This is a genomic window from Variovorax sp. GW822-FHT04A09 (assembly GCF_058801005.1).
Genome location: NZ_JBXAMV010000005.1, coordinates 313432 through 326456, shown reverse-complemented (window position 1 = coordinate 326456; position 13025 = coordinate 313432). Strand labels below are relative to the sequence as shown.

The window sequence follows — 13025 nt, the reverse complement described above, 5'->3', positions numbered from 1 at the left end:
CCGCACGCGCGGCGCTGCTTCCATCCGAAGAACAACGAGAGACAAAAAGCCAGCCGCCATGAGCGACACCACCTTCGACTACATCATCATCGGCGCCGGCACCGCCGGCTCGCTCATCGCCAACCGCCTGAGCGCCGACAAGACCAAACGTGTGCTGCTCATCGAGGCCGGCCGCAAGGACGATTACCACTGGATCCACATTCCGGTGGGCTACCTGTATTGCATCGGCAACCCGCGCACCGACTGGCTCTACAACACCGAGCCCGACGCGGGCCTCAACGGCCGCACGCTGCGCTATCCGCGCGGCAAGACGCTGGGCGGCTGCTCCAGCATCAACGGCATGATCTACATGCGCGGCCAGTCGCGCGACTACGAGCACTGGGCTGAGCTCACGGGCGACGAAGGCTGGCGCTGGGAGAACGTGCTGCCGGCCTTTCGCAAGCACGAAGACTTCTACCTCGGCGCCGACGAGATGCACGGCGCGGGCGGCGAATGGCGCGTCGAGAAGCAGCGGCTGCGCTGGGACATCCTCGATGCGTTTGCCGACGCGGCCGTGCAGGCCGGCGTGCCGCACACCGCCGACTTCAACCGCGGCAGCAACGAAGGCGTGGGCTACTTCCAGGTCAACCAGAAGAACGGCTGGCGCTGGAACACCGCCAAGGCCTTCCTGCGGCCCACGTGCTACGGCCGCCCCAACTTCGAGCTGTGGACCGGCGCGCAGGTGTCGCGCCTGCTGTTCGAGACGCTGCCCGACGGCACGAAGCGCTGCACCGGCGCGCAGGTGTGGGACGGCACCGAGATGACCACCGCGCACGCCGAGTGCGAAGTGATCCTGAGCGCGGGCGCCATCGGCTCGCCGCAGATCCTGCAGCTGTCGGGCGTCGGCCCGGCCGAGCTGCTGCGCCAGCACGGCATCGAGGTGGCGCTGGACGCACCCGGCGTCGGCGCCAACCTGCAGGACCACCTGCAGATCCGCGCGGTCTACAAGATCGAGGGCGCGCCCACGCTCAACGTGCTGGCCTCGTCGCTGGTCGGCAAGGCGAAGATCGGCCTCGAATACCTGTTGAAACGCAGCGGCCCGATGAGCATGGCGCCGTCGCAGCTCGGCGCCTTCACGCGCAGCTCGCCCGACCGCGCGTGGCCCAACATCCAGTACCACGTGCAGCCGCTGTCGCTCGATGCCTTCGGCGAGCCGCTGCACAGCTTCCCGGCCTTCACCGCGAGCGTGTGCAACCTGAACCCGACGAGCCGGGGCTCGGTGCGCATCAAGAGCGCGCGTTTCGAAGACGCGCCCGCCATCGCGCCGAACTACCTGAGCACCGAGGAAGACCGCAAGGTCGCCGCCGATTCGCTGCGCGTGACGCGCCGCATCGCGCAGCAGCCCGCGCTCGCGAAGTACAAGCCGCAGGAGTGGAAGCCCGGCGTGCAGTACCAGACCGACGAAGACCTCGCGCGGCTGGCCGGCGACATCGCCACCACCATCTTCCACCCGGTCGGCACCACCAAGATGGGCGCCGACGGCGACCCGATGGCGGTGCTCGATGCGCGCCTGCGCGTGCGCGGCGTGCACGGCCTGCGCGTGGTCGATGCGGGCGCGATGCCCACCATCACGAGTGGCAACACCAACAGCCCGACGCTGATGATGGCGGAGAAGGCGGCGGGCTGGATTCTGGAAGACAACCGCAACCGCTGAGCCGGCCTCAGCGGCGCGGCTTGGCGCGGCTCTTGGTGTCAGCCGCCAGGCGCGCCTTCGCGCCTTCGAGCATGAGGTCCACGCCGACCTCGAACATCGCATCGGGGCCGGCCTTGCGGTAGCTGGCGAAGGCCTCGGCCAAGAGCGGGCGCGAGGCCGCAGCGGCATCGAGTGCCTGCTGCCGGATTTCCGCATCGGGCGGTGCCGCCTGCTCCTCCAGCCCACGGCGCAGGGCTGGCCGGCGCCGTGCGCTATCTGCTGTGCCTGCCGGTGATGCTGCGCAGGTCGCCTGCGGCGGGTGGCTAACTGTCGAAGAACGCCAGCTTGCGTGCGCGAGGCAGCGCCTTGAGCGCGATCTCCGCCCGCAACGCGGCGCCCTTGTTGGGATACTGGCGTGCCGCCAGCACGCGCTGCGGCGGACGCGCGCGCGTGAACTTGGCGCCCAGCCCGAAGACATGCTGGAAGAAGCGCTGCTCCACGTCGAGCGCGATGCCCGCGTAGTACACGCCGCCTTCGCATTCCAGCAGGTAGAGCCAATAGGGTGGGGGCGGCGAGGGATCGGGCGGTTTTCGGGGCACGCGCGCATTGTGCGGGCAGGCGCTTATCGTGCGTCGAACGAAGGTGTCACCACGAAGTTCATTCGCAAAACGCACCAAGTCCTTCCAATTTTTCGCTAGGCAAGGGCGCGGGTTTCGCACATATTGGCCCGTTCCTGCTGTCGCATTTCTTCTTCTGTCCTTCCTTCTCCCTGGAGCGTCCATGCCAGAAGCCCAGACCCCCGTGTCCCTTCCCGCCGAGGTCGAACAACTGTTGCATCGCCTGGGCGTGCCCCGCACCGCCCACACCCGCGGCGAGCTCACGGTGCGCTCGCCGGTCAGCGGCGAGGTGATCGCGCAGGTGCCGCAGACCACGGCCGTGGAAGCCACCGGCGCCATCGGCCGTGCGCACGAGGCCTTCAAGGCCTGGCGCCTGGTGCCGGCACCGCGCCGCGGCGAGCTGGTGCGCCTGCTGGGCGAAGAGCTGCGTGCCGCCAAGCGCGACCTGGGCCGCCTCGTCACGCTGGAGGCCGGCAAGATCCCGTCCGAGGGCGCGGGCGAGGTGCAGGAAATGATCGACATCTGCGACTTCGCCGTCGGCCTCTCGCGCCAGCTCTACGGCCTCACGCTGGCCACCGAGCGCGCCGAGCACCGGATGATGGAAACTTGGCATCCGCTGGGCGTGTGCGGCGTGATCTCGGCCTTCAACTTTCCCGTGGCCGTGTGGTCGTGGAACGCGGCGCTCGCGCTGGTGTGCGGCGACCCGGTGGTGTGGAAGCCTTCGGAAAAAACACCGCTCACCGCGCTGGCCGTGCACGCCATCGCGCAGCGCGCCATCGAACGCTTCGGCGACGCGCCCGAAGGCCTGCTCGGCCTGCTGCTGGGCCGGCGCGACATCGGCGAGGTGCTGGTCGACGACCCCCGCGTACCCATCCTCTCGGCCACCGGCTCCACGGCCATGGGCCGGCAGGTCGGGCCGAAACTGGCGGCGCGCTTCGCCCGCGCCATCCTCGAACTGGGCGGCAACAACGCCGCCATCGTCACGCCCTCGGCCGACCTGGACCTCACGCTGCGCGGCATCGCCTTCGCGGCCATGGGCACGGCGGGCCAGCGCTGCACCACGCTGCGGCGCCTGTTCGTGCACGAGAGCGTGTACGACCAGCTGGTGCCCAAGCTCGTGAAGGTCTACGGCAACGTGCAGGTGGGCGACCCGCGCGAGGCCGGCACGCTGGTCGGTCCGCTGATCGACCGCGCGGCCTTCGACGGCATGCAGAAGGCCCTGAACGAAAGCCGCGAGACCGGCGCCACGGTGCACGGCGGCCAGCGCGTCGAGGGCATCGGCACGCAGGACGCGTTCTATGTGCGCCCCGCGCTGGTGGAGCTGAAGTCGCACGCCGGCCCCGTGCTGCGCGAGACCTTCGCGCCCATCCTCTATGTGGTGCGCTACAGCTCGCTCGACGAAGCCATCGAATGGCACAACGCGGTGGGCGCGGGCCTGTCGTCGTCGATCTTCACGCTCAACGTGCGCGAGGCCGAGCGCTTCATGTCCAGCGCGGGTTCGGACTGCGGCATCGCCAACGTCAACATCGGACCGAGCGGTGCCGAGATCGGCGGCGCCTTCGGTGGCGAGAAGGAAACCGGCGGCGGACGCGAAGCGGGCTCGGACAGCTGGAAGGCCTACATGCGCCGCGCGACCAACACCATCAACTACTCGACGGCACTTCCCCTTGCGCAGGGCGTGACCTTCGATATCGGCGACTGAACAACCCCGGCCCGTGGTGCCTGCTGCGCGGCATTTCGCCGCAGCGGCCAGGCAGCGGCCGCACCTATCCCCCCAGAAAAACCACCAGGAGACAACGAAGATGAAGATGCAACTGAAGACCCTCGCCACCGCCGCGCTGCTCGCGCTGGCCTTCGGCACCACCGCCACCGCGCAGCAGGCACCCACCGGCGGCACGCTCGACAAGATCAAGACCAGCGGCAAGGTCGTGCTCGGCGTGCGCGAAGCCTCGCCGCCCATGGCCTACATGCTGGGCGCGGGCGAGAAGTACGTGGGCTACCACGTCGAGCTCTGCGAGCGCGTGCTGAAGGACATCACGCCCAACGCCAAGCTCGAGTACATGGCCGTGACCGCGCAGAACACCATCCCGCTGGTGCAGAACGGCACGCTGGACATCGGCTGCGGCCCCACCACCAACAACACCGCGCGCCAGCAGCAGGTGGCCTTCGCGCTCACCACGTACGTGAGCGAAGTGCGCATGGCCACCAAGGTCGACTCGGGCATCACCACGCTCGACCAGCTCGCGGGCCGCAACGTGTCGGCGTCGACCGGCACCACCGCCGTGCAGCTGCTGCGCAAGCGCGAGCGCGCGCAGAACGTCTCGTACAACACGATGCTCGGCAAGGACCACCTGGAGAGCTTCCTGCTCATGGAGTCGGGCCGCGCCGATGCCTTCGTGCTCGACGACAACCTGCTCGCCGGCATCATCGCGAACTCGAAGAACCCGACGGCCTACCGCATCACCGGCGAGGCGCTGGGCTCCGAGCCGATCGCGCTGCTGTTCCGCAAGGACGACCCGGCCTTCAAGGCCGCGGTGGACGACTCGCTGCGCAAGCTCATGAAGAGCGGCGAGCTCGAGAAGATCTACACCAAGTGGTTCGTGGCCGCGATCCCGCCGAAGAACACCAGCCTCAACCTGCCGATGAGCCCCGCGCTCAAGCAGCTCGTGCTCGAGCCCAACGACAAGCCGCTGGAGGCCTACGCCAAGTGACAGACGCCGCCGTGTTCTCGCCGGCGCAACGCGTGCGCGCCATCCAGGTCTCGGAGATCCTGCGCATCACCGACCACGCGCAGGCGCTCAAACGCGCCGGCCGCCCGGTGATCGTGCTGGGCGCGGGCGAGCCCGACTTCGACACGCCCGAGAACATCCGGCATGCAGCCTCGCAGGCCATTGCGCGTGGCGACACGCGCTACACGGTGCTCGACGGCAGCCCGGCGATGAAGGCGGCGGTGCAGCTGAAGTTCAAGCGCGACAACGCGCTGGACTTCGCGCTCGACGAGATCAGCGTGAGCGCGGGCGCCAAGCAGGTGATCTTCAACGCGCTGATGGCGAGCCTGAACCCGGGCGACGAAGTGATCCTGCCCGCGCCGTACTGGACGTCTTACGCGGACATCGTGCAGATCTGCGGCGGCGTGCCGGTGTCGGTGGCGTGCGGCGAGGAGAACGGCTTTCGGCTGACCGCGGCACAACTGCAGGCGGCCATCACGCCGCGCACGCGCTGGCTGTTTCTCAACTCGCCGTCGAACCCGAGCGGCGCGGCCTACAGCGCGGCGCAACTGAAGCCGATCACCGACCTGCTGCTCGACCACCCCCACGTCTGGGTGCTGGCGGACGACATCTACGAGCACATCCTCTACGACGGCCTCGCGTTCGCAACGCCGGTGGCGGTGGAGCCGCGCTTGCGCGAACGCACGCTCACGGTGAACGGCGTGTCGAAGGCCTATGCGATGACCGGCTGGCGCGTCGGCTACGGCGCGGGACCGCGCCCGCTGATCGCCGCAATGGCCGTGGTGCAGAGCCAGTCGACCTCGTGCCCCTCATCGGTGAGCCAGGCCGCCGCGATCGAGGCGCTCACCGGCCCGCAGGGCATCGTGGCCGAGCGCTGCGCATCCTTTCAACAGCGCCGCGACTTTGTCGTGGCCGCGCTCAACCGCACGCCAGGCCTGCATTGCCGCGTGCCCGAGGGCGCCTTCTACACCTTCGCAAGCTGCGCCGGCGTGCTCGGCAAGCGCACCCGCAGCGGCGCGCTGCTGCAGACCGACAGCGACTTCTGCCGCTACCTGCTGCAGGATTTCGAGGTGGCGGTGGTGCCGGGCAGCGTCTTCGGGCTCGCACCGTATTTCCGCATCTCGTATGCGACGTCGATGGCGCAACTCGAAGAGGCGTGCGCGCGCATCGCCGCCGCCTGCGCCGCGCTCTCCTGATCTCTCCTCTTCATTCCACTGGAACCCTCATGACTTCCTCCCGCACCGGCGGCCAGATCCTGGTCGACCAGCTCATCACCCACGGCGTCCGGCAGCTTTTCTGCGTGCCCGGCGAAAGCTTCCTGGCCGTGCTCGACGCGCTGCACGACGCATCGATCGACGTGACGGTGTGCCGGCAGGAAGGCGGCGCGACGATGATGGCCGAGGCGCAGGGCAAGCTCACGGGACAGCCCGGCATCTGCTTCGTCACGCGCGGCCCTGGCGCCACCAACGCGGCGGCGGGCGTGCACATCGCGCACCAGGACTCGACGCCGCTGCTGCTGTTCGTCGGCCAGGTCGCGCGCGACGCGATGGGCCGCGAGGCCTTCCAGGAGCTGGACTACGGCGCGGTCTTCGGCACGATGGCCAAGTGGGTCGTGCAGATCGACGACCCGGCGCGCGTGCCCGAGCTGGTGTCGCGCGCTTTCCATGTCGCGACCTCGGGCCGGCCCGGTCCGGTGGTGATCGCACTGCCCGAAGACATGCTGACCGAAGCCGCCGTGGTGGCCGATGCGCTGCCGTATGCCGTCACCGAAACGCATCCGGGCGCGGCGCAGATCGCCGAGCTGCAGCAGCGCCTGTCGCAGGCGCAGCGGCCGGTCGTCATCCTGGGTGGCAGCCGCTGGTCGGAAGCCGCGACGCAGCAGTTCGCGCAGTTCGCCGAGGCGTATTCGCTGCCCGTGTACTGCTCGTTCCGCCGCCAGATGCTGATGTCCGCCGAGCACCCCTGCTATGCGGGCGACCTGGGGCTCGGCGCCAACCCGCGCATGCTGGCGCGCATCCGCGATGCGGACCTCGTGCTGCTGGTGGGCGGGCGTCTGTCGGAAGTGCCGTCGCAGGGCTATGAGCTGTTCGCGATCCCGCAGCCGAAGCAGGCGCTGGTGCACGTGCACGCCGATGCCGACGAGCTCGGCAAGCTCTATCGCCCGACACAGGGCATTCACGCCACGCCGCAGGCGTTCGCCGAAGCGGTGTCCGCGTTGCGTCCGGCGTCACAGCCCGTGTGGCAGGCCGAGACGAAGACCGCGCGCGAAGACTTTCTGCGCTGGAGCGACCCGGCCGCAGTCCGCATTCCCGGCCCGCTGCAGATGGGCGAGGTCATGCAGCACCTGCGCGAGGTGCTGCCGGCCGACACCATCTTCTGCAACGGCGCGGGCAACTTCGCGACCTGGGTGCATCGCTTCTGGCCGTTCCGCGCGTTCGCGAGCCAGCTTGCGCCGACCAGCGGCTCGATGGGCTACGGCCTGCCCGCCGGCGTCGGTGCCAAGCGGCTGTGGCCCGAACGCGAGGTGGTCGTGTTCGCGGGCGACGGCGATTTCATGATGCACGGCCAGGAGTTCGCCACTGCCGTGCAGTACGGTCTGCCGATCCTCGTGGTGCTGCTGGACAACGGCATGTACGGCACGATCCGCATGCACCAGGAAAAGCACTACCCCGGCCGCATCAGCGCCACGCAGCTGAAGAACCCCGACTTCCGCGGCTACGCCGAGGTGTTCGGCGGCCACGGCGAACGCGTGACCACGACGGAAGAGTTCGGCCCCGCACTCGCGCGTGCGCGTGCCAGCGGCAAGCCGGCGATCCTGCATTGCCTGCTGGACCCGGAGGCGATCACGCCCGCGAGCACGCTGGCGTCGATCCGCAAGGCGGCACTGGCCGCGAACTGAGGCGCCGTCAGCGCAGGCCGCCGACGTAGCGCGGCGACGGTGTGGGCGGCAGGCCGTCGGGCTGGCGCGCCGCCAAGCGCGCGGCGCGGGCCAGCGGCTCCATGGCCTGCTCCAGCCGCGTGGCGAGCTGGTCGAGTTCGTCGTCCTTCGTTTCGGCGGCGTGCTGGCGCGTCATGCGCACGATCTCGGCGGCGTACTCGGCATTGGTGGCCATCCATTCGGTGTCGGTCACGCGTCCGTGCTTTCGCCGCAGTGCCACGTGAAGGCGTGCTGCAAGCGCGATGCGTTCGCTTTCGGACATGGATGGCATGGCGGGTCTCCGTCTTTTAATCAGGCTCCCAGGTGTTCCTTGTGTTGAGCAAGATCGAGGCCCACGAGTTCGCTCTCGGGGTCGACGCGCAATCCGACCAGCACATGCACGAGGAACAAGACGATCGCCGTGCCCGCCGCGCTGTAAATCGCCACACTGCCGACCGCGATCGCCTGTGTCAGCACATTGCCCGTCGCGCCCGAGATGCGCGGGTCGGCGAACACGCCCGTGAGCAGCGCGCCCACGATGCCGCCGATGCCGTGCACGCCGAACACGTCGAGCGAGTCGTCCGCACCGAGCAGGTGCTTCAGGCCCGTGGCGCCCCAGTAGCAGGCCAGCCCGGCGATGGCGCCGATGGCCAGCGCCGACAGCGGCGTGACGAAGCCGGCCGCCGGCGTGATCGCCACCAGCCCGGCCACGAGGCCGGAGCACAGGCCCAGCAGCGAGGGGCTGCGGCGCACGATCCATTCGCCGACCATCCAGCTCATGGCGCCGGCCGCCGCCGCGATGTGCGTCACCAGCATCGCCAGGCCCGCGCGCCCGTCGGCCGCCACCGCCGAGCCGGCATTGAAGCCGAACCAGCCCACCCACAGCAGGCCCGCGCCGGTCATGGTGAGCGCCAGGCTGTAGGGCTCGAAGGCCTCGCGCCCGTAGCCCCGGCGCGGCCCGAGCGCATAGGCGCACACCAGCCCCGCGATGCCCGCGTTGACGTGCACCACCGAGCCGCCCGCGAAGTCGAGCGCGCCCATCTGCGCGAGCCAGCCGCCCGGCTCCCACACCCAGTGCGCGACCGGTGCGTACACGAGCAGGCTCCACAGCAGCGCGAACCACAGCAGCGCCGAGAAGCGCATGCGCTCGACAAAGGCGCCGAGCACCAGCGCGGTGGTGATGATCGCGAAGCTCAGCTGGAACATGGCGTAGACCGACTCCGGCACGTTCGGCGCCACGTGGCTCACGGCCACCTGGCCGGCCTCCTTCAGGTACTCGAAGCCCGAGAAGCCGATGCGCGAGAGCTTGCCCAGCCAGGGCCAGCCGGGCGTGAAGGCCAGCGAGTAGCCGAGCGCGAACCAGGTCAGCGAGACCACCGCGGCGATCGCCACCACCCCGGCCATGGTGGCCAGCACGTTCTTGCGCCGCACCATGCCGGCATAGAAGAGCGCGATGCCGGGCAGCGTCATCAGCAGCACCAGCGCGGTCGAGGTCATCATCCAGGCGGTGTCGGCCGCGTTCAGGGAGGCTTGGGGTGCCAGCAGGGCCATGACCGTTTCTTCTTGGAGTGGTGGACAAGAGGCCTGTGTGCACGAGTCATGCCATCTTGTTAACTGACTGAAACACTTTGGTTTCCCAACCGGAGGGTCGAAGTAACACGAAGCGGGTAATTCCTAATGCACCGGGCGGGTGCGCGCTTGCACAATCTGCGCACTCGCGACGGGCCCTGCTCGTACTGCCGAGGGTCCGAGGAGACAAGCTTCCGATCGATCAACAAGAACATTCTTCAAAGGCTCCGTACGAGATGCCTGTCTGATATTTGAAAAGCGCCGCTGGTCGGCGCTTTTTTTTGCCTGTTCGCAGCGCGAATGCAGGCCCTTTCCTCCAAGCCAAACAGGCCTCTTGGCCAGCCGGTACCGGCCACCACAGCTATCGTTTCGATAGCGATTCCGGTGAGACAATCGCCCGCATGGAAATGCTGGTGGTCACGGGCGCCTCACTGCTCGCGGGTTTTATCGATGCGATCGTGGGCGGCGGCGGGTTGATTCTGGTGCCGGCCCTTTTTGCGGTGTTTCCGGGCGCGCCGCCGGCCACGCTGCTGGGCACCAACAAGAGCGCGTCCATCTGGGGCACGGCGGCCTCGGCGGCCCAGTTCAGCCAGCGGGTGCAGATGCGCTGGAGCGCGATGTGGCCGGCCGCGCTGCTGGGTTTCGGCGGCTCGATGCTCGGCGCCTGGACCGTCACGGTCTTCCCGGGCGACTTCCTGCGCCGGGCGCTGCCGGTCATCCTGCTGGGCGTGCTGGTCTACACGCTGGCACGCAAGGACATGGGCCGGCTGCACGCACCGCGCTTCAGCGGCCGCGCCGAGACGCTGGCGGCCAGCACCATCGGCCTGACCATCGGTTTCTACGACGGCTTCTTCGGGCCGGGCACGGGCAGCTTCCTGGTGTTCCTGTTCGTGCGCTGGATGGGCTACGACTTCCTCAACGCCTCGGCCTCGGCCAAGGTCATCAACACGCTGACCAACGCCGCCGCGCTGATCCTGCTGGCCGCCAAGGGGCACGTCTGGTGGCACTACGGGCTGGTGATGGCCGTGGCCAACGTGGCCGGCAGCCTGGTCGGTACGCGCGTGGCGCTGAAGCATGGGGCGGGCTTCGTGCGGATCGTGTTCATCGTGGTGGTGAGTGCGCTGATCCTGAAGACGGCTTACGACGCGTTCCTGAAATAAAAAAGCCCCTGGCGTCCGGCCAGGGGCTTTTCTTTGAGGGCACCGAGGTCAGTCCTCGACAAACGCCTCTTCGCGTTTCGCCTTGATCGCCGGCAGCAGCACGATGGCCAGCAGCAGCGCCGCGGCGATCAGCAGGCCCGCCGACAGCGGCCGCGTGACGAACACGCTCCACGCACCGCGCGACAGGAGCAGCGCGCGCCGCAGGTTCTCTTCCATCATCGGCCCGAGGATGAAGCCCAGCAACAGCGGGGCCGGCTCGGTGCGCAGCTTCAGGAACAGGTAGCCGATGAAGCCGAAGATCGCCACCATCCACACGTCGAAGGTGTTGTTGTTGGTCGAGTACACGCCGATCGCGCAGAACAGCACGATGGCGGGGAACAGGAACTTGTAGGGCACCGTCAGCAGCTTGATCCACATGCCGATCAGCGGCAGGTTCAGGATGATCAGCATCGCGTTGCCGATCCACATCGAGGCGATCAGGCCCCAGAAGAGTTCCGGGTTGCTGGTCATGACCTGCGGGCCCGGCTGGATGTTGTGGATCGTCATCGCGCCCACCATCAGCGCCATCACCGCGTTGGGCGGAATGCCCAGCGTCAAGAGCGGAATGAAGGAGGTCTGCGCGCCGGCGTTGTTGGCCGACTCGGGAGCCGCCACGCCGCGGATGTTGCCCTTGCCGAAGGGCACTTCGCCCGGGCGCATCTTGATCTTCTTCTCCAGCGCGTAGGCCGCAAAGGCCGCCAGCAGCGCGCCGCCGCCGGGCAGGATGCCCAGGGCCGAGCCCAGCGCCGTGCCGCGCAGCACGGCGGGTGTCATGCGCTTGAAGTCGTCCTTGGTGGGCCACAGGCCCTTGACCTTGTGCGTGAACACCTCGCGCTCGTCGTCGGGCTGCGAGAGGTTGCCGATGATTTCGCCGTAGCCGAACACGCCCATGGCGATCACCACGAAGCCGATGCCGTCGGTGAGCTCGGGAATGTCGAAGCTGAAGCGCGCGACGCCCGAATTCACGTCGGTGCCCACGATGCCCAGCAGCAGGCCCAGCACGATCATCGCCACCGCCTTGAGCAGCGAACCCGAGGCCAGCACCACCGCGCCAATCAGGCCCAGCACCATCAGCGAGAAGTACTCGGCCGGGCCGAACTTGAAGGCCAGCTCGGTCAGCGGCGGCGCGAAGGCCGCAAGAATCAACGTGCCGACGCAGCCCGCGAAGAACGAGCCCAGGCCGGCCGCGGCCAGCGCAGGGCCTGCGCGGCCCTGCCTTGCCATCTGGTAGCCGTCGATGCAGGTGACCACCGAGGACGACTCCCCGGGCAGGTTCACCAGGATGGCGGTGGTCGAGCCGCCGTACTGGGCGCCGTAGTAGATGCCGGCCAGCATGATCAGCGCCGACACGGGCGGCAGCGCGTAGGTGGCGGGCAGCAGCATCGCGATGGTCGCGACCGGGCCGATGCCTGGCAGCACGCCGATCAGCGTGCCCAGGATGCAGCCGACCAGGCAGTACAGCAGGTTGGTGAAAGTGAAGGCGACGCCGAAGCCGGTCGCCAGGTTGTGGAACAGTTCCATGGCGGTGTGCTCCTCAACCCGAAATGAACGTGGGCCAGACCTGGATCTGCAGCTTGAGCGCCCAGATGAAGGCCACATAGCTGCCGGCTGCCAGGATGGTCGCCAGCACCAGCACGTCGCGCAGCTTGAAGTGCTCGCCCGCCATGCTCGAAATGATGGTCAGCGCGTAGATCGCGATGATCATGCCCATCGCCGGCAGCCCGACGCTGGGCAGGCCGCCCAGCAGCACGCCGAAGGCCAGGTTGGCGCCGAGCACGAAGGCCAGCGGCTTCCAGGCCCATTTGCCGATCTTGTCGCCGTCGGCGCTCTCGACCACCATGGCCTGGAACATGATCAGCGCGCCCAGCAGCGCCAGCAGGATGCCCAGCATCAGCGGGAAGTACCCCGGCCCCATGCGGGCGCCGTCGCCGATGGTGTAGGTGGTGGCGCCGATGGCGAACGCGCCACCGACGGCGGCGAACATGACTCCTGAGAAGAAGTCCGCCTGTCTCTTGATTTGCATTGTCTCGACCCTCTGTTTTCGAAGGGACGAGGGTCGTCGCCAGCGGCTGACCGTCGGCTGACCAGCGCGGTACGGACAAATGCTTACAGGGAAAGTACGGGCTCTCCCCCAGGCTTCGCGCACTTCGTGTCGCTGCGCCAACCCCCTTCCGGGGGCAACACCAACGGCCCGGCGAAGCCGGTTCCGCGGTGTTCCACGAAGGGGCGGGGAGTGAGGGCGGGTTGTGTGGGGGATTGGGGCCGGAAACGAAAAAAGCTCCCGAAGGAGCTTTTCATTCATTCAGAGCGCCGAGGCGCTCA

General features: G+C 68.5%; 12 protein-coding genes. 6 read left to right on the top strand and 6 right to left on the bottom strand.

The features are described 5' to 3' along the window. The first annotated feature begins 58 nt into the window (after positions 1–58). Positions 59–1693 (top strand): GMC family oxidoreductase, encoded by a 1635-nt coding sequence (locus AC1RLW_RS24855; RefSeq protein ID WP_493195509.1) that lies wholly within the window; start codon positions 59–61, stop codon positions 1691–1693. A 7-nt stretch (positions 1694–1700) separates the two neighbouring features. Here the strand turns inward: AC1RLW_RS24855 and AC1RLW_RS24850 are convergent, their stop codons facing one another. Beyond that, positions 1701–1835 carry a hypothetical protein gene (locus AC1RLW_RS24850; protein WP_493195508.1) on the bottom strand — a complete coding sequence of 45 codons (135 nt, stop codon included), beginning with the start codon at positions 1833–1835 and terminating at the stop codon, positions 1701–1703. 160 nt (positions 1836–1995) lie between these two features. Then, positions 1996–2271: a GIY-YIG nuclease family protein gene (locus AC1RLW_RS24845; RefSeq protein WP_493195507.1), complete on the bottom strand. Its 276-nt coding sequence runs from the start codon at positions 2269–2271 to the stop codon at positions 1996–1998. Between the two features lie 181 nt (positions 2272–2452). Here AC1RLW_RS24845 and amaB point away from each other — a divergent pair, with 181 nt between their 5' ends. The 4 genes from amaB to AC1RLW_RS24825 all read left to right on the top strand — a co-directional run bounded on the left by amaB (position 2453) and on the right by AC1RLW_RS24825 (position 7917). Next, positions 2453–3991 carry an L-piperidine-6-carboxylate dehydrogenase gene (gene amaB / locus AC1RLW_RS24840; protein WP_492731507.1) on the top strand — a complete coding sequence of 513 codons (1539 nt, stop codon included), beginning with the start codon at positions 2453–2455 and terminating at the stop codon, positions 3989–3991. Positions 3992–4091: 100 nt separating this feature from the next. Further along, a complete protein-coding gene (locus AC1RLW_RS24835; RefSeq protein ID WP_487848828.1) occupies positions 4092–5000 on the top strand; it encodes an amino acid ABC transporter substrate-binding protein in 909 nt (302 codons plus the stop codon). Then, positions 4997–6214 carry a pyridoxal phosphate-dependent aminotransferase gene (locus AC1RLW_RS24830; protein ID WP_493195506.1) on the top strand — a complete coding sequence of 406 codons (1218 nt, stop codon included), beginning with the start codon at positions 4997–4999 and terminating at the stop codon, positions 6212–6214. The genes AC1RLW_RS24835 and AC1RLW_RS24830 overlap by 4 nt, the downstream gene beginning before the upstream one ends. 29 nt (positions 6215–6243) lie before the next feature. Further along, entirely contained in the window at positions 6244–7917 is a 1674-nt protein-coding gene (locus AC1RLW_RS24825) for a thiamine pyrophosphate-binding protein (protein WP_493195505.1), read from the top strand. 7 nt (positions 7918–7924) lie between these two features. Here the strand turns inward: AC1RLW_RS24825 and AC1RLW_RS24820 are convergent, their stop codons facing one another. Together AC1RLW_RS24820 and AC1RLW_RS24815 are read right to left on the bottom strand one after the other, a co-directional pair. Beyond that, the gene (locus AC1RLW_RS24820; protein ID WP_493195504.1) at positions 7925–8227 is read right to left on the bottom strand and encodes a hypothetical protein; all 303 of its coding nucleotides are present in this window, start codon (positions 8225–8227) and stop codon (positions 7925–7927) included. Positions 8228–8247: 20 nt separating this feature from the next. Continuing rightward, positions 8248–9486: an ammonium transporter gene (locus AC1RLW_RS24815; protein WP_493195503.1), complete on the bottom strand. Its 1239-nt coding sequence runs from the start codon at positions 9484–9486 to the stop codon at positions 8248–8250. A 419-nt stretch (positions 9487–9905) separates the two neighbouring features. Between AC1RLW_RS24815 and AC1RLW_RS24810 the strand changes: the two genes are divergently transcribed. Beyond that, the gene (locus tag AC1RLW_RS24810) at positions 9906–10664 is read left to right on the top strand and encodes a sulfite exporter TauE/SafE family protein (protein ID WP_139703963.1); all 759 of its coding nucleotides are present in this window, start codon (positions 9906–9908) and stop codon (positions 10662–10664) included. Between the two features lie 48 nt (positions 10665–10712). On the opposite strand, the gene AC1RLW_RS24805 is transcribed toward AC1RLW_RS24810, so the two are convergent. Next, on the bottom strand, positions 10713–12224 hold the full coding sequence (locus AC1RLW_RS24805) for a tripartite tricarboxylate transporter permease (RefSeq protein WP_493195502.1): 1512 nt from the start codon (positions 12222–12224) through the stop codon (positions 10713–10715). Between the two features lie 13 nt (positions 12225–12237). Then, on the bottom strand, positions 12238–12726 hold the full coding sequence (locus tag AC1RLW_RS24800; RefSeq protein ID WP_095949764.1) for a tripartite tricarboxylate transporter TctB family protein: 489 nt from the start codon (positions 12724–12726) through the stop codon (positions 12238–12240). Between the last annotated feature and the right edge of the window lie 299 nt (positions 12727–13025).

Excerpts from the sequence above, each read along its gene's own strand:
- AC1RLW_RS24820 (WP_493195504.1), bottom strand. The coding sequence starts at position 8,227 with ATGCCATCCATGTCCGAAAGCGAACGCATCGCGCTTGCAGCACGCCTT.
- AC1RLW_RS24800 (WP_095949764.1), bottom strand. The coding sequence starts at position 12,726 with ATGCAAATCAAGAGACAGGCGGACTTCTTCTCAGGAGTCATGTTCGCC.
- AC1RLW_RS24805 (WP_493195502.1), bottom strand. The coding sequence starts at position 12,224 with ATGGAACTGTTCCACAACCTGGCGACCGGCTTCGGCGTCGCCTTCACT.
- AC1RLW_RS24815 (WP_493195503.1), bottom strand. The coding sequence starts at position 9,486 with ATGGCCCTGCTGGCACCCCAAGCCTCCCTGAACGCGGCCGACACCGCC.
- AC1RLW_RS24810 (WP_139703963.1), top strand. The coding sequence starts at position 9,906 with ATGGAAATGCTGGTGGTCACGGGCGCCTCACTGCTCGCGGGTTTTATC.
- AC1RLW_RS24835 (WP_487848828.1), top strand. The coding sequence starts at position 4,092 with ATGAAGATGCAACTGAAGACCCTCGCCACCGCCGCGCTGCTCGCGCTG.
- AC1RLW_RS24825 (WP_493195505.1), top strand. The coding sequence starts at position 6,244 with ATGACTTCCTCCCGCACCGGCGGCCAGATCCTGGTCGACCAGCTCATC.
- AC1RLW_RS24855 (WP_493195509.1), top strand. The coding sequence starts at position 59 with ATGAGCGACACCACCTTCGACTACATCATCATCGGCGCCGGCACCGCC.
- amaB (WP_492731507.1), top strand. The coding sequence starts at position 2,453 with ATGCCAGAAGCCCAGACCCCCGTGTCCCTTCCCGCCGAGGTCGAACAA.